The sequence below is a fragment of the Paraburkholderia phenazinium genome (assembly GCF_900141745.1).
Classification (GTDB): Bacteria; Pseudomonadota; Gammaproteobacteria; order Burkholderiales; family Burkholderiaceae; genus Paraburkholderia; species Paraburkholderia phenazinium_B.
On the sequence record NZ_FSRM01000002.1, the window covers coordinates 653,250 to 675,181 of the forward strand.

Below are 21,932 nucleotides of genomic sequence, written 5' to 3' on the forward strand. Positions count from 1 at the left end.
GTCATGATCCAGTCCAATCCACCCAGTCAAAACGTCGAAGGCGAAGCGTTTCCGCCTGTCGAGGACATCCTGCCGCACCGCGGGACGATGCGCCTGATCGATGCGGTGCTGGCATGCGACGACGAATCGCTGACGGCCCAGGCACACGTAGAAAGCGACGCGTGGTACGCCAACGCAGACGGCGCGATGCCCGCTTGGATCGGCATCGAACTGATGGCGCAAGCCATCGCGGCGCACGTCGGCTTGCTCGAGATGCGCGCGGGTAACAAGATGCGCCCCGGCGTGCTACTCGGCTCGCACCGCTACGAAGCACACATCCCGGCATTTGCGCGCGACGCGCTGCTGCGGATCGAAGTCAAAGAGCTATTGCGCGGCGAAGAAGGCCACGGCGCCTATGAATGCGTCATCCGGCACGATGATCTCGTGGGTGCCGAAGCCGTCATCAAGGTATTTCGGCCGCGCGATTTTCAGTCATTTATCGAAGAGGGTTTCAGGTCATGAGCAGGCGTGTTCTCGTTACCGGCGCAAGCCGTGGAATTGGCCGCGCGATCGCCTATCAACTGGCCGGCGACGGCTTTGCGGTGACCGTTCACTGCCGTACCGGACGCAGCGAAGCCGAAGCGGTCACCGCGGGCATCGCCGCGCAAGGCGGCACGGCGAGCGTATTGCAGTTCGACGTGCGCGATCGCGCTGCGTGCCGCACCGCCCTCGAAGCGGACGTCGATGCGCATGGCGCCTACTACGGCATCGTCTGCTGCGCAGGCGTGACCCGCGACGCGGCCTTCCCTGCGCTTACCGACGAAGACTGGGACATCGTCATCGAGACCGGTCTCGATGCGTTCTACAACGTCGTGCATCCGCTCACCATGCCGATGGTGCGCGCGCGCCAGGGTGGACGGATCGTAACCGTCGCGTCGGTTTCCGGTGTGACCGGCAATCGCGGCCAGGTCAACTACAGCGCGGCGAAGGCCGGGCTCATAGGGGCGACCAAAGCGCTTGCGGTCGAACTCGCAACCCGCAACATCACCGTCAATAGCGTGGCGCCGGGCCTGATCGACACCGGCATGCTCGACGAACTGCCGCTCGAGCACGCGCTGAAAGCCGTACCGATGAACCGCGTCGGCCAGCCCGTCGAAGTGGCGGCGGTGGTGGGCTTCCTGATGTCCGATGCGGCCTCCTATATCACGCGCCAGGTGATCGGCGTCAACGGCGGGATGGTGTGATGAAGCGCGTCGTCATAACGGGAATGGGTGGCGTGTCCGCATTCGGCAGCCAATGGGACGACATCGAGGCGGCCTTGAAACGCGGCCAAAATGCCGTGCGGCGCGTGCCGGAGTGGGATTACTTCCAGTCGCTGCACACGCGGCTCGCGGCTCCGTTGCCGGGATTCGTCACGCCCGAGCACTATCCGCGCAAAAAGACCCGCTCGATGGGTCCGGTCTCGAAGTATGCGGTGCGCGCGAGCGAACTGGCGCTGGGCGATGCAGGCCTGCTCGACGAACCGTCCATTAGCGATGGACGCATGGGCGTCGCCTATGGCTCGTCGTCGGGCTCGGTCGACCCGATCCGGGCGTTCGGCAAAATGCTCGACACCGGCTCGATGAGCGACGTGACCTCGAACAGCTATGTGCAAATGATGCCGCACACCACGGCCGTCAACGTCAGCCTGTTCTGGGACCTGAAAGGGCGCATCGTGCCTACGTCGTCGGCTTGCGCGTCGGGCAGCCAGGCGATTGGCTACGCGTATGAAGCGATCGCTCAGGGCAAGCAAACGTTGATGCTGGCGGGCGGTGCGGAAGAACTGTCGGGGCCCGCGGTCGCCGTGTTCGACACGCTCTATGCCACCAGCACCCGCAACGACGAACCGCATCTGACGCCGCGCCCCTTCGACGTGAAGCGCGACGGTCTCGTGGTGGGCGAAGGTGCGGCCACGCTAGTGCTCGAAGAATACGAACACGCAGTGGCTCGCGGTGCGCGCATTCACGCGGAAATCGTCGGTTTCGGCTGCAATTCGGACGGCGCGCACATGACGCAGCCGACCGCCGAAACCATGGCGATCGCCATGAAGCTTGCGCTGCAGGACGCTGCCGTGCAGCCCGAAGCAATTGCCTATGTGAACGCGCACGGCACCTCAACCGATCTGGGCGACGTCGCGGAAAGCCTTGCCACCGCGCAGGTCTTCGGCTCACGCATGCCGATCAGTTCGCTGAAAAGCTATATCGGCCATACACTCGGCGCGTGTGGTGCGATCGAAGCGTGGTGGACCATCGAAATGATGAAGCGCAACTGGTTCGCTCCGACGCTCAATCTCGACAACGTCGATCCGTCCTGCGCGGCACTCGATTACATCGTCGGCGAGGGCCGCACGCTCGAAGCCGAATACGTGATGAGCAACAATTTCGCGTTTGGCGGCATCAATACTTCGCTGATCTTCAGGCGCGCCGGATGAGCCAGGCGACACATACCGCGCGCGGCCTGCGCCGCGTCGTCATCACGGGCATGGGCATCGTGTCCTGCCTCGGCAATACGCTTGACGACGTATCGGCGCGCTTACGAACGGGACGCTCCGGCGTCTCGCGCATCGACGCGTGGCGCGAACGCGGGTTTGGCAGCCAGGTGGCGGGCGTTGCATTGGTGGAAGGCGAGCCACCCTTCGAACGCAAGCTCGAACGCTTCATGGGCGACACCGCCCGCTTCGCGTGTCACGCAGTACGCAGCGCGCTCGACGATGCCGGGCTCGATCCGGCTGCCCTGCATTCGCCGCAAGCGGGCGCTGTGATCGGCTCGGGCGTCGGGACCATGTCGACTTACGACGTCTCCATGGCGATCGCCACGGCGCGCGGGATAGACCGCGTCCCGCCGTACACGGTGCCGCAATGCATGGGCAGCACGACCTCCGCCAATGTGGCGCACGTGTTTGGGCTTGAGGGCACGACTTACTCGCCGTCGTCGGCCTGCACGACATCGGCGCTCGCGATTGGCCAGGCACTGCAACTGATCCAGACAGGGCGCCAGCAGATCGTTCTCGCGGGCGGCAGCGAAGCGTTGCACGACAACATGACGCTGATGTTCGATGCCATGGGCGCGCTGTCACGAGGCTTCAACGATGACGCCGAACACGCATCGCGTCCCTACGATGTCGCGCGTGACGGCTTCGTGATGGCCTCGGGCGCAGGCGTATTGCTGCTCGAATCGCTCGAGCACGCGCTCGCGCGCGGTGCGCGCATCCAGGCAGAGCTGATCGGCTTCGGTCATTGCACCGACGGCGCCGATATGGTCGCGCCGCGCGCGCCCGGCATTGCGCGTGCGATGCGCGAGGCGCTCGATGAAGCCGACGTGCGTCCCGACTACATCAACACGCACGCCCCTTCGACCCCGCGCGGCGACCTCGAAGAACTACATGCGTTGCGCGCGGTATTTGGTGGTGAGGTGCCACCGTTCTCGTCGACCAAAGGATTGACCGGCCATCCGCTCGGCGCCTGCGGTGCGCACGAAGCGATCTACACGTTGCTGATGATGCGGGACGGGTATATCGCAGGGACCCGCGACATCGAAACGATCGATCCTGCCGTAGGGGACATGCCGCTCGTCCGGACGTCGCGCGAAGCGCGCGTCGAGACGGCCATGTCGGTTTCATTCGGGTTCGGCGGCAGTTGCGCGAGCCTGATATTTCGCGCCTGGAACGGCGCATGACGTTTCCGCTGACTTTAACAATTAACAAAGGAAAAACACCATGAGGAATGGTCTCGTGCTCGGGGCACTGGCTGCGGTGGTGATTACGCAAGCCGGATGCGCGACCCAGGTCAGGTCGGTGCCGTTGCAATCGGCCGTGCACCAGCCCGTTGGGGGAAGCAGCGTTGCTGTGTATTTCGGCTCGCAGGCACATCCCGCCGTACAAACCCAGCTTGGCGAAGCAAAGTATTCGGTGCGCGTGGCCCGCGGTGAAGGCAGCCAGGACGACTCCTGCAGCAGAGCGCTGGCAGAGGCTTTGACGAAGCTGCGCGCCGATGCGCAAGAACATGGCGCGAACGCCGTAGTGGATGTGCAAACGCGCTTCCATACCACCGAGACCAGCTCGGCCACCGATTTCACCTGCGGCGTGAGTCCAAGCGCTGCAGCCGTTGCCGTGCGCGGCAATCTCGTCGTGCTGCAAACCAACTAACCACCTTACCCACCACCGTACTAACTAGAACGAGGAGCCTCCATGAAACGCCATCTCATGCTTGCCGCGTTGTGCGCCACACTGGTTACGTCACACGCATTCGCCCGGGACACCGTCGCCAGCTATCCGGTGGAGGCTGCCATTGCGAGCGAACCGGGCAAAGTCACGCCGGACGTCGCGCTGTACTTCGCCGGTCAGAGCCATCCGGCAGTCGCAAAGTCGTATGGTTCGTTCGCCACGAACAAGAAGACCAATGCGTTCGGCAAGAGCGATCTGCAAGCTTGCCAGCACGTGTTCCTCTCTGCCGTGATCGAACTGCAGAACCGTGCGCGCCAGGAAGGCGGCAATGCGGTCATCAACATCAAGAGCAACTACAAGAACGAACTGACGGAAAGCCCCACCGAATTCACCTGTGGCGCAGGTGCGGTGATCGCCGGCGTAGCGCTGGTGGGCGATGTGGTGACGTTGAAAGGGCGGTAAAAGAAGGTATTAGCGAAGTGTTGGCCGGTGGCGGCAAGCGGAGAAGTGTCCGTTTACCGCCCCGCCTTGGGCAGTGCAGGTGCAGTACAGGTGCGGTGTGCGTCAGCCCGCTTTAACGGCCGCAACGTTGACCAAGGTCTCGCGGCGCTTGCCGGGTTTCGGACGATGCAGGCCGAGCCGCTCGAGCAGACCGAAGTCCGTCGCGCGACTCCACCAGAGGTAAGGCAGCGAAACATTGCGCGTCGTGAAAGCGAAGCCCGCCTGGCGGATCATGTCGAGGTAGCCGTCGGCACTCTTCTGCACATGCATAGGATGACGGAACAACAGGCGGATCACCCAGGACTTGATGTAGGCGTCGGTAGATTCAGCGAACAGCAGCACGCCGCCCGGTCTCAACACCCGGTGGAATTCGGCTAGCGCACGTTCCTGCTCGACGAGGTGATGAAACGTTTGATGGCAGAACACGATATCGACGCTCGCACTGGGCAGCGCAAGCTGCGCGCAATCGCCGTGCAGCACCTCGATGTCGGTCGCGCCGCCGGCACTCGTGGCCTTGCAAGCGCGGGCGGCTTCTGCGGCGAGATCGAGCGAAGGTGTATGGTAATCGATGCCGACGATGCGGCTCGGGCGAAACGCTTCGGCCAGCAGACGAAACGAGATGCCCTGTCCGCACCCGACGTCGGCAATAACGGGTGCGTCAGGCAGCGGCGTGTCGATCAGACCCTTCAGGTCGTTGATCGCGACACGCAGGACGTGATGCTCCCAGGTATGGGTGCGCAGGAACCAGATTCCGAAGGCCGTTTCATGCACGAACGGCACGCGGGACAGTTCAGATGACGACATATGTTTCACCTGGCAATTCTGAATTTTGATTGAACGCAAGCCATTGTAATGGCAAGCGGGAGAATAATGGCTCTGGGCCCGTGCGGGCGCAGTTCACTTCACTTTAGATAACCGTTTGAGGAAAGATTGAATTCCCTTCCATCGAGAAACATCGTCGACGTAGCGATCATCGGTGCGGGTCCCGCCGGCGCGGTCGCAGCAGCTTTGCTGAGGAAAGCGGGCCGCTCGGTGCTCGTCCTCGAGCGGCAGCATTTTCCCCGCTTTTCGATTGGCGAAAGCCTGTTGCCGCAAAGCATGGCCTACCTCGAAGAAGCCGGCATGCTCCAGGCGGTCGTGCAGGCAGGCTTCCAGCACAAGAACGGCGCGCATTTCATCTGGCGCGACAAGTCATCTGCGTTCGACTTCCGCGACAAGCATACGCCGGGCTGGGGCACGACATACCAGGTCGAACGCGCTGTGTTCGACGACATTCTGATCCGCTGCGCCGCGGAACAGGGTGCCGACGTGCGCTTCGGACATACGGTCCGGGCCATGCAAACCGGCGACGCGCCAGTGCTGGACGTGGTCGATGAGGAAAACCAGGCATATCAGGTGCAGGCCCGCTTTGTGTTCGACGCCAGCGGGTTTGGCCGCGTGCTGCCGCGCCTGCTGAATCTCGAGGCGCCGACGCGCATGCCAACCCGCGCGGCCATTTTCACGCACGTGCGCGACGGCCTGACGCTCGACGCTACCGATCGCAACAAGATTTGCGTCGCCACGCATCCGGACCGCCGCGACGTCTGGTTCTGGATGATTCCGCTAGCAGGCGGGCGTTCTTCGGTGGGGTGCGTCGCCGAAGCTGAGTTCCTCGACGGTCCCGAGGAAGAGCGCGACGAGAAACTGCGTGCGCTACTGCAACAGGAGCCGACTTTCGCGAGGCTGATCGGCAATGCGCCTTTCCTGATGCCGGTGCGACATATTGGCGGGTACGCGGCGAACGTGGAGCATCTGCACGGGCCGGGTTACGCGCTGCTTGGCAATGCGGGCGAGTTTCTGGACCCGGTGTTCTCTTCCGGTGTGACGATTGCGCTGCGTTCGGCGCATCTGGCAGTGCAGACGCTCGAGCGTCAGCTGAACGGCGAGCAGGTCGACTGGCAGGCCGAGTACGACATACCGCTGCGTAAGGGCATCGATACGTTCCGTGCGTTCGTGGAGCGGTGGTACACGGGCGCGCTGCAGGACATCATCTTTTATCCGCGTCAGACGACTTTGATTCGCCGCATGATCAGTGCGATCCTGGCTGGGTATGCGTGGGATGAATCGAATCCGTATGTCGCCGATCCTGTACGGCGGCTGGATGCGCTACATGAGATCTGCCTGACGCATTAAGGCATTAGGCGGGTGAGCGAGAAAAACTCCGGGCACTATTGATTTTTGTCTTTGTACTCGGAGTATTTTCTCGAGTCGCCACGCACCTGGTCGGCGGGATATTTCGCACGGTTGAGGGCCATCTTCTCCAGCACTGCCTGAAAAAGATCCACCTCCATCTTGTCGGCGAGGCGAACGAGGTAGACCAGCACGTCCGCCATTTCGTGGCGAATAGCGGTCAGCTTCGCTTCGTCGATTTCATGTTTGTCCCCCGAAACAAGCCACTGAAACGGTTCAAGCAGCTCGCTCGCCTCGACGCTGAGCGCCGTTGCGAGATTCTTAGGAGTGTGGAATTTGTCCCAGTCGCGTTCGTTCACAAACTCACGAACGAGGTCGCGCAATTCTGTTAGGTCACTTCGCGATTCAGGCTTGTTCACGGTAGATCCTGTTCGTATCGCACCGGCCGGTTCAGCCCTTGCGCCTGCGAGCCTCCTCACAGTCAGGACACTCGCCGTAGACAATCGCAGACGCGCTGGCGTAGGCAAACCGGTGCTCGGCCGCCATGGACCGATACGCGGCCTCTATCGTCGCGTCGTAGGCGTCACGAATTGTACCGCAGCGATTGCAGACGAGATGATAGTGAGGTTTTCCGCGATTCAACTCGTAAATGACGCGCGAATCACCGAGTAAGGCACTCGTGATCAAACCCATCTCGAGCAGATGCGACAAGGTCCGGTAGACGCTCGCCAGGCTGAATGATTCCGTGTCGGCGGCTAGCCTGCGGTAGATCTGATCCGCAGAAAAATGCTCGACGGGGTTGTCGCGGAACAGGGTTAGGACGGCGACTCGATTGGGTGTCGCGCGTATCCCCGCTCGCGACAGCTCAGCATAGACAGTTCTCATCTCATGGCGCCGAAACAGACGGCGGTATCGTGCACCGCGGATGCTTAAGGTTTGCTTAAGGATGCCACTTAGGTTCGCGAGTTGCCAATGTCGTTGCGGCCGTTCGCTGTCGCGGTTGTCGATAGCGCGTTGACCAGTCGGCCGCGCGCCTCGCCGGAAGACTCGGCAATCTGCCAGGCAAACAATCCCGGTACAAAGATCAGCAGATCGCGAATCCGTCGCGCGCCCGCGAGTGCGAGGCAGGTTGAAGGGTCGAGACCGAGTGCCCCGCCGATCAGGATGAAACCGCCTTCCTGCACCCCCAGGCCTCCGGGCACAAAAAAGGCCGCACTGCTAGCCGCCTGGATCAGCGATTCGATCACTATCGCCTCGACAAAGCTCACCTGCGCGCCAAGAAAATGCAGCGCGAGCCAGATCTCCAGCGCGGTCAATACGCACTGCAACGGTTGCCAGAAGAAGAGGTAACGCAGCACGACGCCACGGCGGCGCCAGATCAGTTTGATCGACTGATCGATCTGCGCCGACTGACCGACGAGCGCGGCCAGCTTGCCGCTGGTTGCACGGTTGAGCACACGGGTGATGCGTTCGAACGGGCTTGCATGCTGCACCAGCGAAAACAGCACCAGTAGCGGTGTGAGCGCGACAATGCCCCAGGCCAGATCGGCAGCGAGACGCAGCGTGCCAGATGCCGCATGCGCGAACAGAAAGCCGATGCCCACCATCGTGAACATCAACTGGCTGATCAGCGTGAGTTGCATGTCGACGACGAGACTCGCCGCCGCGGTCGAGCCACGCAAACCGCGCCGCCGCATCATGCGGAACGACACCACCTCGCCGCCGATGCGCGCCACCGGCAACATGCTGTTGACCGATTCGCGGATCCAGACCAGCTGCAACATGCCCGCAACGCTCGGGCGGTTTGCGCCGCGGATGAGGCTTTGCCAGTCACGTGCGTTGGCAAGCATCGGCAGGACGTGGGTCAACCCCGCCAGCACCAACCCCACGCCTGCGGCACGCATCAGCCCAAGCACCGCACCCGGGTTGTCATGCAGAACTAACCCGAGCGACGCAATCAGTCCCGCCAACGCGGCAATACGGCCAAGATGCTTCATCACGCTACTCGTCCTGAACCGGCGACAGCAAACCATCGCCGTCCACCTCGAAACTGAAACCTCGCCAGATCACCCGCGTCGAAAAGAAACTCGTCACGAAGATCAGGAACGACACGATGTCCCATAACGGCAGCAGCCACAAGTCGCTATACGCCTGCCGCAACGCATGGTCCGACTGTACCTTCAACGCTAGCCGCGCGAGCAGCGCCGCCGCTACAAGCGGCCACGCCCACGCTGCGCCGCCCGAGAATGCTGTAGCAAGCAATGCAAAAGCGAGTGGATGCATCAACGACGAACCCAGATGGGCAACCGGGGTGATCGTCCGAATCGTCCGGCTCCACCGCAACTCATGCGCAATCAGCTTGGTGACGCTGCTTTCCACGCAGGCGTGCGATACCGTGAACGGCGGGATCACCACCTTCTCGCCGATCATCCGCACCGCTTCGCCGATCGCATGATCTTCCGCCAGATGATGCACGAACTGCGCGAAGCCGCCGATCTTCTCGAGCGTCTCGCGCCGCATGGCAATGGTCTGTCCAAAGCACGGCCGCGCCATCCCGAACGCCAGGCCCGTCACGACGCCGGGAAGAAACTGATAGTTAGTCGCTTTCGCCGACAGCCGCGGCCAGAAACCCGGATCCGGTTGACCGCGATAGACGCAGGTGACCAGTCCCACACCAGGCTTCTGCAACTCGCCGATCACATTGCGCAGATAGCTCGGGCTTACACTCACGTCGCTATCCGCAAACACCAGCACATCATGCTGCGCCTCGGGCAGCATGTTGAGGATGTTGCTCATCTTGCGGTTGGGTCCGTACAGGCGCGCATCGGCCACAACTGTAATGTGCGCGTCAGGATGCAGCAGACGCAGTTGTTCGACAGTCTGCAGCGCCGGATCTTCCGAGTCGTGCACGCCGAACAGAAATTGCAGCGGACCCGGGTAATCCTGCTGGCAGAAGCTCGACAGATTGCTGAGCAAGGTCCACTCGTCGCCATGCAACGGCTTGACGATGGTGACCGGCGGAAAGCTGGTGGGCTCCGAGGTGGTACGGGCAAAGAAACGTCCAATCAGCGCGCCGGCCAGCACCGTATAAACGATGCCGAACACGGCGCCTGTACCACACAGAAACGCCAGCGCCATAAGGATCAGATGCTCCCCGCGCAGCGCACCCTCAACAGCGATCAGTCCGCTTGCGACCAGCAGACCGATCAGGCAGGCAAACCACAGCAGAGACTTCATCGCCGCATCACGCTTCGTGAGCGCGCAGGAAGCGGAAAAACTCCACGCCTTCGCGCAGACGCCGCTTCATCATGTCCCAGCTCAGCAACATCTCGCGCACGATCTCCCAGATCTTCGAGGGCCGGAAATAGAAGCGCTTGTAGAAGCTCTCGACGTGGTGATAGATCTCTTCACGCGACAGATGCGGATAGCCGATTGCCGCGAGCTGCACCCCTTCCTTGCTCACCAGGTTGATGACCTTGTTCTCCTGCAGCCAGCCGTTTTCTACCGCCTGGTTGTAGAGCGTCGTGCCCGGATAAGGCGCGGCGAGCGACACCTGGATCGTGTGCGGGTTGATTTCCTTTGCGTACTCGATCGTCTTTTCGATCGTCTCCTGCGTCTCGCCCGGCAGCCCCAGGATGAAGGTGCCGTGGATCTTGATGTCGAGCTTGCGGCAGTCTTCGCTGAAGCGTCGTGCGATATCCGTACGCAGGCCCTTCTTGATGTTCAGCAGGATCTGGTCGTCGCCCGATTCATAGCCCACCAGCAGCAGACGCAGGCCGTTTTCCTTCATGATCTTCAGCGTCGCGTACGGCACGTTGGCCTTTGCGTTGCAGGACCATGTCACGCCGAGCTTGCCCAGCCCGCGTGCGATCTCTTCGACGCGCGGCTTGAAGTCGGTGAAGGTGTCGTCGTCGAACATGATCTCCTTGACTTCAGGCATGTTGTCACGGATCCACTTCACTTCTTCGAGCACGTTCTCTACCGAGCGCGTGCGATAGCGGTGACCGCCCACTGTCTGCGGCCACAGGCAGAACGTGCACTTCGAGCGGCAGCCGCGGCCCGTGTAGATCGACACGTACGGATGCTTCAGATAGCCGATGAAGTAGTTATCAATCTTCAGGTCACGCTTGTAGACAGGCGCCACGAACGGTAGCTCATCCATGTTCTCGAGGATCGGGCGCGCCTCGTTGTGCTCGATCGAACCGTCCGCAGCGCGATAGCTCAGCCCCTGGATCTGCGCGAGCGGTTTGCCCGCCGCCACTTCCTGGCAGGTGAAATCGAATTCTTCACGGCAGACGAAATCGATCGCTTCGCTCGCAGTCAACGAGTTGTGCGGATCAACGGCGACCTTTGCCCCCACCATGCCGATCATCACCGACGGTTTGCGCTTCTTCAGATCCTGCGCAAACATCGCATCCGTAGGGAACGAAGGCGTACTCGTATGAATGATGACGAGCTCATACTGCTGCGCGATATCGAGCGAAGCTTCCACCGAGAGACCATCTGCCGGCGCGTCGAGCACGCGGCTATCCGGCACCAGCGCCGCGGGCTGCGCGAGCCATGTCGGATACCAGAACGAACGGATCTCACGCTTCGCCTGATAGCGCGATCCCGCGCCGCCATCGAAACCGTCATACGACGGGGCCTGCAAAAACAGCGTTTTCATGAATGATGCTCCAGCAATTTGCGTTGAATCCGATAACTGATCGAATGAGAAAAGTCGCAGCGGCACGACGGCACGCTGTGACTTGAATGGGATGCCTTACCGGTCATCGAAAATCTCCATGATCGGTACTCCTGGCCGCGCCACGCGATTGAGGACCGGCATCCGCGCACCGCGCCATACGACGTGGGAGCCGAACACCGCACCCAGCCATTGCAGCGCGAGCAACATGTCGCGCAACGGCACAAGTGGCAGGTCACGCCAGAATGTGCGCGACCAGCGAGCGCTGCGTGCATGCAAAAGAATGCGAGCAACGCAGCCCGTAGCGGTGCCAATCGAAGCCGTGGTCGCTGCGAAAGAATGCGTTGGAGTGGCATCCGCTGCGGTGAGCGAGAGAGTCAGCAACGTGCTGGCCAATAACCACGGCGTGGTGAACGTGACGAACAGAAACGCGAATCCCAATGGATTCACGGAGCGGATCGTGCGCAGCCAGCGCATCTCGCGCAACCACAGGGTCGTGAAAGCAGGCTCGATCACGTCGGTGGCTACCATCACCGGCGACAACACGGTGTTCAGCCCAAGAGCGCGCGCGTGTTCGGCCAGCCAGTAGTCGTCGGCGAGGCAGTCTTTGAGCGTCTCGAAGCCGCCAATACTCTCAAGCGTCGTGCGCCGCAATGCTAGAGTCGCACCAAAACCAAAGCGGCGCGAGCCGCCCGCATGCGCGACGCGCACCGACGGTGCGAACCATTCGTTGATGAACAGGGCCCCCACCCGCGGCCAGAATCCGCCGACGCTCTGCGCGCGATACAGGCAGGTGACGACTCCCGTATCGATGTTCGCAAGCGGCGCTGTCACGGTGTCAAGGTAGTCGGGCTTGACTGCTATATCGCTATCGGCAAGCACGATCACCTCATGACGCGCCCATTGCACCATGTTGATCAGATTGCTGACCTTAGGATTGCGGCCGTGCACGCGAGAATCGATCACGAGCTTGATGTCGCACTGCGGATACGCGGCCTGCAGACGTCGCACCACGCCGATTGCCGGGTCGACCGGTGAGCAGACACCGAACAGCAACTGAAAGCACGGATGCGCCTGCTCACAGAACGTCACGAGGTTTTCGTACAGACGCGGCTCGGTTCCGCACAGTGGCTTGAGCACGCTCACAGAGGTCCAGCCGACGCGACGCGAGTTCTGGCCTTTGCTGAAAAACGGCATGGCAAAGACGGCGATCAACGAATAGGAAACAGCGATACAGCACAGGGCGAGCAAAAGCCACTGTGAGACAGAAACGGGATGTTCCATCATCGCTAAAAGGATCCGCCCATGAAGCCACCTCCGCTAACACGTTGCCCACGCAATCGGCCTTCGATTAAACCGAAGGTGCAGGATCACCAGCATCCGCACCGGGCAGACCGGAGAAACCGAAGTGGTGTTGGAATGCGCATCGGTGACGGTGGCGTAGTCGAGAGACAGCGCCGAGAGGAATGCAGCGCGGGCAATGCGCTTGACGACCAGTACGATGCACACAACGCTCGCCACAGCCACGAGACGAAAGGGCCCGGATGTGAACACAGCTTCGGGAACGCCAAATAGGCCAATAGACAGCAGTGCCACCATTTGTATCGCTGCGGCGGCAAGTGACGCTGTCAGCAGGTAGGCACGCAGCATTGCGATCGTCGCGGGTGTCATGGCGCAGTTCGTCGATACAGGAGGAGGAAATATCGAAGGCGCTTTCATTTTCCTTGTGGCGATCGATCAGCAGATGCACGTGGTTTGGATTCAGGTCGCATCTAATACATACATGCGTTGTGAATCGATACTACCGGTCCAAAGCTGAAGGGAACCTTAAGCAAACGCGACCGATCTGTTTTAAGTGTCCTACGCTTTCACTGTCCTGACATGATTACTGCAACGTAAACTTAAGCACGCGTTTCGCCGCTTTAGCGATACCGTTGCGCGTAATTCATTCGCAAGCTCCATCACACGAATTCTCCCTGTTGAAGATGACGATTTTGGATTTGCTTCGAATCTTCAGCACAGAACTCCTTAAGCGATTGAGAAAGTACGGAAAGCTTTATGTTGGCTTACGCCTGCGCGCTCAAATGAATCACCACGTTCCGCCAAGCGCCTTGACCAGCAAGACGCTTGCATCCATCTGGCGACGCTCGAGGTCGACAGCAGTTCGCTCGTTCGCCAACGCCGTGCTCTGTGCGGTGACAACTTCCAGATAGCCTACGGTTCCGATCCTGTATTGGTCTAACTCAAGCTGCAGGGTCTTTTGGGCCGACGCGACAGCTTCATCCTGCTTACCGGCCTCCTGCTGCAAGATGCGTAATGACGCCAGGTTGTCTTCGACCTCCTGGAAGGCAGTCAACACGGTCTGGCGATAGTCGGCCGCGCTCGCGTCGTATTGCGCCTGGGCCTTCTCGGTCATCGCACGACGCCGGCCGCCGTCGAACAACGTGCCGACCAGCGCCGGCCCAACAGCCCACATGCGCGACGGTGCGGTGAGCCAGTTGGTAAGCGTCGAACTCTCGATGCCGCCCGTGGCCGATAGCACCAGATCGGGGAAGAACGCGGATTCAGCAATGCCGATCTGGTCGTTGGCCGCTGCGACACGCCGTTCCGCGGCGGCGATATCGGGGCGGCGCTGCAGCAGCTCGGAAGGCAGTCCGACAGGAATCGGCGGCGGTGTGAAATTCGCCGCCGCCGGCGGCAGACTGAACGTCGACGCCGGTACGCCGGTCAGCGTGGCGATCGCGTGCTCGTACTGCGCGCGGGCAACACCGAGGTCGATATCCTGTGCCTCGGTCGCCTGCAGTTGCGTCTCGGCCTGGGTGACGTCCGCCTGCGACGATACGCCGACCGCGAAGCGGCTTTTAGTCAGATCGAGCGTCTGGCGATAGTCCGCAATGGTCTGGTCGAGCAACTGCTTCGACGCGTCGAGTCCGCGCAAATTGAAGTAGTCGACGGCGAGTTCGGCGTGCACGCCGAGCCGCACGCTCTCGAGATCCGCGGCGCTCGCTTGCGCGCCGGCCCGCGCGGCATCGTTTTCGTGCGCGATTCTGCCCCACAGGTCGGGCTCCCAGCTCGCATCGAGCGCAACGTCGTAGTCGCCGAATGTCCTGCCGGCCGTCTGCTGATGGCCGATCACGTTGTCCGAATCGTGCAGGCTACTCGCGCTTGTCCCCGCACCGATCGTCGGCAGGTAAGCAGCGTGAGCGGATTCGACCATCGCACGTGCTTCCTGCAGTTGCGCGACGGCTTTCTGGATCGTCTGGTTCGACACGCTTACACGTGTTTCGAGTGTGTTCAGTTGAGGATCGCTGAAGCGTGTCCACCATGCGCCGCGTGCCTCGTTATCGGCTGGCGTCGCTTGGGTCCAACCTGGAGTCGCTTGCGCCGGTGCTGCGGCGGTTTGGCTGGCACGAGTTGAGACCGCACCGCTGCTGGGGTCCGGCGTGCCGGCGTTTTCCTTATACGCTGCAGGAACGGCCACCGAGGGACGCACGTAGTCCGGACCGATCGAGCAGCCTGCCATGCCCAGCACACTCGCCGCGCAGACAGCACCGAGCAGCCGCGAGCGAAGCCCACGCAGTCGCGTAAGGTCGAGCGATACCGGCATCATGACTGGCCCCCTGTCCCATGCGAGGGCGCCGCCGAAGAGCCGGTACCGCTGCTGGAATTGGCGCTAGAAGAAACCCGTACGGCCTGGCCATTGGTAATCGAGTCGGACGGATTAAGGATCACCCGGTCGGTCGCTGCGAGCCCTGAGGCCACTTCTATACGCGTGCCAAAATCGCGACCGGGTTTGATGGTCTTCAGTAGTACGTGATTTTGCTCATCGACGGTGGCCACCTGCAAACCCTCCGGCCGATACAGCAGCGTGTTCACCGGCAGCGACAAGCCCGGCTGGGCGGCCTTCAGCGACAGATGCACTTGCCCATACGAACCCGGCAGCACCGCGCCATTCGCGTTGGGTACGTCAACTTCGATACGCAGCGTGCGCGTGACGGCATTGATCGCCCCCGCATTGCGCGCCACCGTTCCGGGCAGGCAACGCCCAGGGATCTGCGAGACTTCGAGGCAGGCCGACGTGCCGTCGAGCGATGTGCCGGCGTCGTTCTGCGGCACATCGGCGTACACACGCAGCACGCCGGTTTGTGCCAGATCGAACATCTCTTTGGCGGGGCCGCCAGCGCTGCCCGCGTCGATCAACGCACCGACATCGATATTGCGCGCCGTGATCACGCCGGCAAACGGCGCATAAACCTTCTCATAAGATTGCAACTGCGCGAGGCGGGCCACGTTCGATTGCGCCGCAAGCAGCGCCGCATGCTTCGCCTGTGCGTCGCTGTCTTTCATGTCCGTATCCTGTTGCGAGACGGCGTGTGTCTGCACCAGTTGCTGCCAGCGCGTCGCGCTCAACTGCGCAAACTGATCGTTCGCCTGCGCCTGTTGTTCATCGGCGCGTGCCTGGCGCAGCGCGGCGTCCACCTCGGGCGCATCGATCGTGGCCAGCAGTTGCCCGGCTTTCACATGAGTGCCGATATCTGCGTACCAGGCCTTCAGATAACCGTCGGTGCGCGCGAAAATCGGCGTCTGCTGATACGCCTCGATATCGCCCGGCAACACCAGCGTCTGGTCGGGCGGCGCGACGGTGGGCAGCGTAACCTGCACCGTGGGTACCGCGAGCGCGGCGGTCTGCGCTTGCAACGCGGCGCGCGCATTGAGCCGCGGCACAATGCCCACGGCAAGCGCAACGGCAAAGCCGGCTACGAGCAAAACGACACGCACGGCGCCGCGCCGGTGCTGAGGCGCAGGCCGGCTGTCCGGTGCGGACTGGGGGGTTTGAGTGGACATGCGGCGTACTCCGGTCAATTCAAGTCAGATCAGGTTCTGGACATTCGGCAGCGGACCCAGGCAAGGTGCGGAGCCGTTCATTTGAGAAGATCTAGTTCGGCTTGCGTCATGCCGCGTGGCTCGCGTTTCGCGAGCCAGCCGTGCACCAGCGAAAAGACGACCGGCAGGAACATCAACGTCGCGATCGTGCCGATCATCAGGCCGCCGATCACGGCGCGGCCGAGCGGCGCGTTCTGTTCACCGCCGTCGCCCATGCCGAGCGCCATCGGCACCATGCCGATCATCATCGCGAGCGCCGTCATCAGCACTGGACGAAAGCGCCCCGCACCCGCCGCCAGTGCCGCCTGCAACGGCGCCATGCCCTGCGCCAGCCGCTCGCGTGCAAAGCTCACCACCAGAATGCTGTTGGCCGTCGCCACGCCGATACACATCATGGCGCCCGTCAACGCGGGCACGCTCAGCGTGGTGTGCGTGAGGAACAGCATCCAGACGATGCCCGCCATCGCACCCGGCAAACCGCAGACGATCACGAGCGGATCGATCCACGACTGGAAATTGATCACCATCAGCAGATACACGAGCAGCACAGCGAAGGCGATACCCGTTGCGAGGCCGCTGAACGAGCTCTCCATGGTCTGAACCTGACCGCGAATCACCACGCGCGCACCGCGCGGCAAGTTCGCTTTGGCGGCATCCACAATGCGCGTGACGTCCGATGCCACGCCACCCAGGTCGCGTCCCTGCACCGAGCCGTAGATATCGATCACCGGTTGCACGTTGTAGTGCGTCACCACGGCTTGCTGCGTCGCGCGCGAGAACGTGCCGAGTGTGCCCAGAATCCCGTTGACCTCGCCTGCGTTGCTGCCTGAGCCGCCGGTGCCCGGCGTGAACATCGAACTAAGCGGAATATTGGCCAGCGCCTGCAGCGAATTGATGTCGTACTGCGGCACCTCCGTCGTTACCGGATAGCTCACACCGTTTTGCGGGTTGAGCCAGAAGTTCGGCGACGTTTGCGAACTGCCAGACAACGCAATCAACAGGCTGCGCGCGACGTCCTGCTGCTGCAGTCCCGCCTGCAGCGCCTTGGTGCGGTCCACATCCACGTTGATCGCGGGCTCGTCGTCCGGTTGCTGGATGCGCAAATCGACGAGTCCTTTAACGTTGCGAAGTTTGTTCAGCAACGTGTCGGCAAACGCGCGGTTGTCGTCGAGGTTGTTGCCCACCACCTGAATGTCGATCGGCGCCGGTAGTCCAAAGTTGAGGATCTGACTCACCATATCTGCCGGCAGAAACGAAAACGTCACTGCGGGAAACTGCTCGCCAAGCGACTGCCGCAGCTTCGCCACATACTGCGCGGTCGGCTTGTGTTTCGCGTTCAGCGTGATCAGGATGTCGGCATCGGCGCTGCCGATCGGCGCGGAACTGCTGTACGAGAGGTTGATGCCGCTGGTCGGCAGGCCGATGTTGTCGACGATGGTCATCAGCTCGTTTGCGGGAATCACCGTGCGGATGCTGTTCTCGATTTCGTCGGCAAGACGCGCGGTCTGTTCGATACGTGTGCCGGTCTTCGCGCGCATATGCAAGCGAATTTGCCCCGAGTCGATTTGCGGAAAGAAGTCGCGGCCAAGGAACGGCAGCAGCGCAAGCGAGCCGATACACACCATCAGAAAACCCGCGATAAAGCGGCGTGGTGCAGCAAGTGCTGCCTCCAGCAGCCGCTCGTAGCGGCCGCGCAGCGCTTCGAAGCGCCGTTCGAAGCTTTGCTGGAAGCGCACCAGACGGTTCGCGGGTCGTCCGTGCTGCGTGCCCTCGTCACCCGGCTGATGCGCGCCGCGCAGCAGATACATCGCCAACGTCGGCACCAGCGTGCGCGACAGAAAGTACGATGCGAGCATCGCGAACACTACGGCTTCGGCGAGGGGCGTGAACAGATACCGGGCCACGCCGGATAAAAGCAGCATCGGCACGAAGACGATGCAGATCGACAACGTCGAGATCAAGGTCGGCACGGCGATCTCGCCTGATCCTTCCAGAATCGCCTGCAATAACGGCTGCCCCTGCTCGATGTGATGCGTCATGTTCTCGATCGCAACCGTCGCATCGTCGACCAGAATACCCACCGCCAACGCCAGGCCGCCGAGCGTCATGATGTTGATGGTCTGGCCGAGCACCGACAGCATGATCAGCGACGAGATCATCGCCAGCGGAATCGAGATCGCGATGATCAACGTGGCCCGCCAACTGCCGAGAAACAACAGGATCATCACCGCCGTCAGGCCGGCAGCAATCAGACCTTCGCGTATCACACCCTGTACCGCCGACTTGACGAACACCGACTCGTCCGTCACGGTCTGGATATCGAGCGCCTTCGGCATCTGCGAGCGGATCCGCGGCAGCAGGCTCTTGATGTTGGCAATGATATCGAGCGTCGAGACACTGCCGCTCTTTTCCACCTCGAGCAACGCGGCGCGCTTGCCGTCATGGCGCACGATATTGGTCTGCGGCGCATAGCCATCGCGCACGGTTGCGACGTCGTGCACATACGTTACCGTGCCATCGGGTTGCGTGCGGATGGGAATGTTGTTCAGTTGCGCTACCGAAAGCGCCGCACCGTTCATGTTCACGTTGTATTCGAACGTGCCGATCTTCGCCGTGCCGCCCGGCAACACCAGGTTCTGTGCGTTGACCGCATTGACCACGTCGGTAGGTGTCACGTGGTGGGACTGCATCGCCTGTGGATCGATATCCACCATGATCTGGCGCACCTTGCCGCCGTACGGAATCGGTACCGCGGCGCCCTGCACCGTCGCCAGTTGCGTGCGAATAAAATTGTTGCCGAGGTCATAAAGCGTCTGTTCCGGCAGGGTCTTGCTCGACAGTGCGAGTTCCATGATCGGCACAGTCGACGCGTTGAACGTCAGCACCATGGGCGGCAACGTGCCGGGCGGCATGACCTTCAGCAACGACTGCGCGCTCACCGACGCTTCCGTCTCTGCTCGCGTGATGTCGGCACCGGGATGGAAGAAGACCTTGACGACGGCCACGCCGTTGAGCGACTGCGATTCGATGTGCTCGATATCGCCGACGTCCGAGGTCAGCGCGCGTTCGTACGGCGCGACGATGCGGTGCGCCATATCCTCAGACGTCAACCCGCTGTAGCTCCACACGACGCTGATCACGGGGATGTCAATGTTCGGAAAAATATCGACGGGCGTACGCAGGATCATCAGTGGTCCGATGATCACGAGCAGCAGCGCCAGCACAATAAACGTGTACGGGCGGCGGAGAGCGATTTTGACGATCCACATGAGAAGACGACGCCTGAAGGGGAGCAATAGACGCAGTCTAGGGAGCAGGGTTTTGCGTCGGGATTGCGCCTGGATGACAAACTCGTAATGAACTTCGGGCCGCCGCGCGGGTATCATCGAAACCATCCGCTGGGCGCAACCTGGCGGCAAACCGCGAGCAACCCGATGGAAGGCGACTGCGATGAGAGTCCTCGTAATCGAAGACGAACCGAAGGCCGGCGACTACCTCAAGAAGGGCCTGGAGGAGTCGGGCTTTGTGGTGGACGTGGCACGTAACGGTGTCGACGGCCTGCATCTCGCGCTGGAAGAGTCTCATGACGTGATCGTGCTCGATGTGATGTTGCCGGGCATGGACGGCTGGCAGGTGCTGCAGCAATTGCGCGGCCGCAAGGACACGCCGGTTCTGTTTCTGACGGCGCGCGACGAGATCGAAGACCGCGTGCGTGGCCTTGAGCTAGGCGCCGACGACTATCTGATCAAACCGTTCGCCTTCGTCGAGCTGCTCGCACGGGTACGCACGCTGGCACGGCGTGGCCAGGCTCGCGAGAGCGACACGCTGACGATCGGCGACCTCGAGATCAACGCGAGCCAGCGCAAGGTACGACGTGCGGGCCAGCGCATCGACCTGACGCCGCGCGAGTTTGCGTTGCTGCATCTGCTTGCGCGGCGCAGCGGCGAAGTATTAAGCCGCACGCAAATCGCTTCATATGTGTGGGACATGAACTTCGATAGCGACACGAATGTTGTCGATGTGGCGATCCGCCGCCTGCGTTCGAAGATCGACGATGACTATCCGGTCAAGCTGGTGCATACCGTGCGCGGCGTCGGTTACGTGCTCGAAGTGAAGGACGCATGATGCAACGGCTCTCGTTGACTGCGAGGCTGGCTGCCTGGTTTGCGCTGATCACCGTGCTGGTCTTCGGCGTCGGCGGTGGTGTGCTGTATCAGGCGCTAGCAAAGCAGATTCGCGCCCAGGACGACTTCGACCTGGTGCTGACGGCCCGGCATCTGCGGCGCCTTGCAGCCGAGCTGGATTCACCGCAGGGCATCAAACTGCATGAGTCCCGGCTCGATAGCCTGGTGCTCGGCAATCAGGCTTTCTTCCTCAGAATGCAGGACTCGAGTGGTCGCGTCCTGCTCGAACGTAATCCCTCGCACTTTGCGATTGACGATCTGAAGGAAGTGAAACCGTTGAACCGGATTCTCGAGCATGACGTGCAGGAATGGCATACCCCCGATGGCCTGACGATGCGCGGCGTTGCCACGGATATCGCGCTGGCCGACGGTTCGGTGGTCGATGCGGTGGTTGGACGCGAAATGAGCGATCGCGAAGCGTTACTTGCCCGCTACCGCAACACGGTATACCTGACGACGCTGTGCGCGCTCCTTGCCGCGGTCGTGCTCGGTTACGTCGCGGTGCGCAACGCGTTGCGCCCGCTGCGCGACATCGCTGGCAGCGCTACCCACGTGACGGTGGGCAAACTCCATACGCGCCTGCCCTCCGGCAATGTGCCGCGCGAACTCGCGGCGCTGATCGACGCGCTGAATTCGATGCTCGCACGCCTCGAACTCGGCTTCCAGCGACTCTCGCAGTTCACGGCCGACCTCGCGCACGATCTGCGCACGCCGCTCGGCAACATGCGCGGTGCGAGCGAAGTAGCGCTTGCGCGCCCGCGCTCGACCGACGAATATCAGGCGTTGCTGGTATCGAATATCGAGGAATGCGAACGACTATCGCGAATGGTCGAAAACGTGCTGTTTCTCGCTCGCGCCGACAATCCGCAGTACGTGACGACGGCCGTGGATTTTCCGGTGCGCGACGAGCTGCTGCGAGTGGCCGACTATTTCGAAGGCATAGCGGAAGATGCCGGCATTTCGATTCAGGTGACGGCGAGCGGCCAGTTGCATGCCGATGTCGATCTGTTTCGCCGCGCCGTCAGCAATCTGCTGGCGAACGCACTGCGTTACACGCCGCGCGGCGATACTTTAACGCTTTCGACAAGGGAGACCCCGGAGGGGATGATGGTCACGGTCGCCAATCCCGGCACACCGATTCCTTCGGAACATCTTGGACGGCTGTTCGACCGCTTCTACCGCGTCGACGGATCGCGCAGCAATTCATCCGGCTCAACCGGACTAGGACTTGCAATCGTGCGGACCATCATGGAACTGCACGGCGGCAGTGCCACTGTCGAAAGCGACGTGGCGGCCACGCAGTTCCATTTGCACTTCCCGCGGCAGTGAG

General features: G+C 61.8%; 20 protein-coding genes. 9 read left to right on the forward strand and 11 right to left on the reverse strand.

The features are described 5' to 3' along the window. Positions 1 to 3 precede the first annotated feature (3 nt). The 6 genes from BUS06_RS22980 to BUS06_RS23005 are packed head-to-tail and all read left to right on the forward strand — an operon-like array spanning position 4 to position 4,642. Positions 4 to 501 carry a hotdog family protein gene (locus BUS06_RS22980; RefSeq protein ID WP_074266732.1) on the forward strand — a complete coding sequence of 166 codons (498 nt, stop codon included), beginning with the start codon at positions 4 to 6 and terminating at the stop codon, positions 499 to 501. Next, complete coding sequence (locus tag BUS06_RS22985; protein WP_074266733.1) at positions 498 to 1,223, forward strand: 3-ketoacyl-ACP reductase FabG2; 726 nt, start codon at positions 498 to 500, stop codon at positions 1,221 to 1,223. The genes BUS06_RS22980 and BUS06_RS22985 overlap by 4 nt, the downstream gene beginning before the upstream one ends. Next, positions 1,223 to 2,449, forward strand: coding sequence for a beta-ketoacyl-ACP synthase (locus BUS06_RS22990; protein WP_074266734.1), 1,227 nt, complete (start codon positions 1,223 to 1,225; stop codon positions 2,447 to 2,449). The genes BUS06_RS22985 and BUS06_RS22990 overlap by 1 nt, the downstream gene beginning before the upstream one ends. Then, positions 2,446 to 3,693: a beta-ketoacyl-[acyl-carrier-protein] synthase family protein gene (locus tag BUS06_RS22995; protein ID WP_074266735.1), complete on the forward strand. Its 1,248-nt coding sequence runs from the start codon at positions 2,446 to 2,448 to the stop codon at positions 3,691 to 3,693. The genes BUS06_RS22990 and BUS06_RS22995 overlap by 4 nt, the downstream gene beginning before the upstream one ends. A gap of 40 nt (positions 3,694 to 3,733) precedes the next feature. Then, positions 3,734 to 4,162: a signal peptidase gene (locus BUS06_RS23000; RefSeq protein ID WP_074266736.1), complete on the forward strand. Its 429-nt coding sequence runs from the start codon at positions 3,734 to 3,736 to the stop codon at positions 4,160 to 4,162. A 42-nt stretch (positions 4,163 to 4,204) separates the two neighbouring features. After that, entirely contained in the window at positions 4,205 to 4,642 is a 438-nt protein-coding gene (locus BUS06_RS23005; RefSeq protein ID WP_074266737.1) for an excinuclease ABC subunit A, read from the forward strand. 102 nt (positions 4,643 to 4,744) lie between these two features. Here the strand turns inward: BUS06_RS23005 and BUS06_RS23010 are convergent, their stop codons facing one another. Beyond that, the gene (locus tag BUS06_RS23010; RefSeq protein WP_074266738.1) at positions 4,745 to 5,485 is read right to left on the reverse strand and encodes a class I SAM-dependent methyltransferase; all 741 of its coding nucleotides are present in this window, start codon (positions 5,483 to 5,485) and stop codon (positions 4,745 to 4,747) included. Positions 5,486 to 5,611: 126 nt separating this feature from the next. On the opposite strand from BUS06_RS23010, the gene BUS06_RS23015 reads away from it, so the two are divergent. Continuing rightward, positions 5,612 to 6,853: an NAD(P)/FAD-dependent oxidoreductase gene (locus BUS06_RS23015; protein ID WP_074266739.1), complete on the forward strand. Its 1,242-nt coding sequence runs from the start codon at positions 5,612 to 5,614 to the stop codon at positions 6,851 to 6,853. A 35-nt stretch (positions 6,854 to 6,888) separates the two neighbouring features. On the opposite strand, the gene BUS06_RS23020 is transcribed toward BUS06_RS23015, so the two are convergent. The 10 genes from BUS06_RS23020 to BUS06_RS23065 all read right to left on the reverse strand — a co-directional run bounded on the left by BUS06_RS23020 (position 6,889) and on the right by BUS06_RS23065 (position 19,687). Continuing rightward, entirely contained in the window at positions 6,889 to 7,269 is a 381-nt protein-coding gene (locus BUS06_RS23020; RefSeq protein WP_074266740.1) for a nucleotide pyrophosphohydrolase, read from the reverse strand. A 31-nt stretch (positions 7,270 to 7,300) separates the two neighbouring features. Next, positions 7,301 to 7,735, reverse strand: a complete 435-nt coding sequence (locus tag BUS06_RS23025; RefSeq protein ID WP_074266741.1) for a Fur family transcriptional regulator — start codon at positions 7,733 to 7,735, stop codon at positions 7,301 to 7,303. Positions 7,736 to 7,803: 68 nt separating this feature from the next. Further along, a complete protein-coding gene (locus BUS06_RS23030) occupies positions 7,804 to 8,847 on the reverse strand; it encodes a lysylphosphatidylglycerol synthase domain-containing protein (protein ID WP_083611560.1) in 1,044 nt (347 codons plus the stop codon). A 4-nt stretch (positions 8,848 to 8,851) separates the two neighbouring features. After that, positions 8,852 to 10,087: a bacteriohopanetetrol glucosamine biosynthesis glycosyltransferase HpnI gene (gene hpnI / locus BUS06_RS23035; protein WP_083611561.1), complete on the reverse strand. Its 1,236-nt coding sequence runs from the start codon at positions 10,085 to 10,087 to the stop codon at positions 8,852 to 8,854. 7 nt (positions 10,088 to 10,094) lie between these two features. Continuing rightward, positions 10,095 to 11,516: a hopanoid biosynthesis associated radical SAM protein HpnJ gene (hpnJ, locus tag BUS06_RS23040; RefSeq protein WP_074266742.1), complete on the reverse strand. Its 1,422-nt coding sequence runs from the start codon at positions 11,514 to 11,516 to the stop codon at positions 10,095 to 10,097. A 96-nt stretch (positions 11,517 to 11,612) separates the two neighbouring features. Beyond that, positions 11,613 to 12,821, reverse strand: a complete 1,209-nt coding sequence (hpnI, locus tag BUS06_RS23045) for a bacteriohopanetetrol glucosamine biosynthesis glycosyltransferase HpnI (protein ID WP_074266743.1) — start codon at positions 12,819 to 12,821, stop codon at positions 11,613 to 11,615. 33 nt (positions 12,822 to 12,854) lie between these two features. Beyond that, entirely contained in the window at positions 12,855 to 13,205 is a 351-nt protein-coding gene (locus BUS06_RS23050) for a hypothetical protein (protein ID WP_074266744.1), read from the reverse strand. Positions 13,206 to 13,623: 418 nt separating this feature from the next. Next, on the reverse strand, positions 13,624 to 15,144 hold the full coding sequence (locus tag BUS06_RS23055; RefSeq protein WP_254368939.1) for an efflux transporter outer membrane subunit: 1,521 nt from the start codon (positions 15,142 to 15,144) through the stop codon (positions 13,624 to 13,626). Continuing rightward, a complete protein-coding gene (locus BUS06_RS23060; protein ID WP_083611562.1) occupies positions 15,141 to 16,379 on the reverse strand; it encodes an efflux RND transporter periplasmic adaptor subunit in 1,239 nt (412 codons plus the stop codon). Before BUS06_RS23060 ends, BUS06_RS23055 begins: the two co-directional genes overlap by 4 nt. A 77-nt stretch (positions 16,380 to 16,456) precedes the next feature. Next, the gene (locus BUS06_RS23065) at positions 16,457 to 19,687 is read right to left on the reverse strand and encodes an efflux RND transporter permease subunit (protein ID WP_074266745.1); all 3,231 of its coding nucleotides are present in this window, start codon (positions 19,685 to 19,687) and stop codon (positions 16,457 to 16,459) included. A gap of 181 nt (positions 19,688 to 19,868) precedes the next feature. Here BUS06_RS23065 and BUS06_RS23070 point away from each other — a divergent pair, with 181 nt between their 5' ends. Further along, a complete protein-coding gene (locus BUS06_RS23070; protein ID WP_074266746.1) occupies positions 19,869 to 20,543 on the forward strand; it encodes a heavy metal response regulator transcription factor in 675 nt (224 codons plus the stop codon). Next, positions 20,543 to 21,931, forward strand: coding sequence for a heavy metal sensor histidine kinase (locus BUS06_RS23075; protein ID WP_074266747.1), 1,389 nt, complete (start codon positions 20,543 to 20,545; stop codon positions 21,929 to 21,931). The genes BUS06_RS23070 and BUS06_RS23075 overlap by 1 nt, the downstream gene beginning before the upstream one ends. Position 21,932: the final 1 nt, after the last annotated feature.

What these genes read in the sequence shown, in the direction of transcription:
- BUS06_RS23030 (WP_083611560.1), bottom strand. Translation starts at nt 8,847, where the DNA reads ATGAAGCATCTTGGCCGTATTGCCGCGTTGGCGGGACTGATTGCGTCG.
- hpnJ (WP_074266742.1), bottom strand. Translation starts at nt 11,516, where the DNA reads ATGAAAACGCTGTTTTTGCAGGCCCCGTCGTATGACGGTTTCGATGGC.
- hpnI (WP_083611561.1), bottom strand. Translation starts at nt 10,087, where the DNA reads ATGAAGTCTCTGCTGTGGTTTGCCTGCCTGATCGGTCTGCTGGTCGCA.
- BUS06_RS23005 (WP_074266737.1), top strand. Translation starts at nt 4,205, where the DNA reads ATGAAACGCCATCTCATGCTTGCCGCGTTGTGCGCCACACTGGTTACG.
- BUS06_RS23000 (WP_074266736.1), top strand. Translation starts at nt 3,734, where the DNA reads ATGAGGAATGGTCTCGTGCTCGGGGCACTGGCTGCGGTGGTGATTACG.
- BUS06_RS23075 (WP_074266747.1), top strand. Translation starts at nt 20,543, where the DNA reads ATGCAACGGCTCTCGTTGACTGCGAGGCTGGCTGCCTGGTTTGCGCTG.
- hpnI (WP_074266743.1), bottom strand. Translation starts at nt 12,821, where the DNA reads ATGATGGAACATCCCGTTTCTGTCTCACAGTGGCTTTTGCTCGCCCTG.
- BUS06_RS22995 (WP_074266735.1), top strand. Translation starts at nt 2,446, where the DNA reads ATGAGCCAGGCGACACATACCGCGCGCGGCCTGCGCCGCGTCGTCATC.
- BUS06_RS23050 (WP_074266744.1), bottom strand. Translation starts at nt 13,205, where the DNA reads ATGACACCCGCGACGATCGCAATGCTGCGTGCCTACCTGCTGACAGCG.
- BUS06_RS22985 (WP_074266733.1), top strand. Translation starts at nt 498, where the DNA reads ATGAGCAGGCGTGTTCTCGTTACCGGCGCAAGCCGTGGAATTGGCCGC.
- BUS06_RS23070 (WP_074266746.1), top strand. Translation starts at nt 19,869, where the DNA reads ATGAGAGTCCTCGTAATCGAAGACGAACCGAAGGCCGGCGACTACCTC.
- BUS06_RS23055 (WP_254368939.1), bottom strand. Translation starts at nt 15,144, where the DNA reads ATGATGCCGGTATCGCTCGACCTTACGCGACTGCGTGGGCTTCGCTCG.
- BUS06_RS22990 (WP_074266734.1), top strand. Translation starts at nt 1,223, where the DNA reads ATGAAGCGCGTCGTCATAACGGGAATGGGTGGCGTGTCCGCATTCGGC.
- BUS06_RS23010 (WP_074266738.1), bottom strand. Translation starts at nt 5,485, where the DNA reads ATGTCGTCATCTGAACTGTCCCGCGTGCCGTTCGTGCATGAAACGGCC.
- BUS06_RS23025 (WP_074266741.1), bottom strand. Translation starts at nt 7,735, where the DNA reads ATGAGAACTGTCTATGCTGAGCTGTCGCGAGCGGGGATACGCGCGACA.
- BUS06_RS23060 (WP_083611562.1), bottom strand. Translation starts at nt 16,379, where the DNA reads ATGTCCACTCAAACCCCCCAGTCCGCACCGGACAGCCGGCCTGCGCCT.
- BUS06_RS23065 (WP_074266745.1), bottom strand. Translation starts at nt 19,687, where the DNA reads ATGTGGATCGTCAAAATCGCTCTCCGCCGCCCGTACACGTTTATTGTG.
- BUS06_RS22980 (WP_074266732.1), top strand. Translation starts at nt 4, where the DNA reads ATGATCCAGTCCAATCCACCCAGTCAAAACGTCGAAGGCGAAGCGTTT.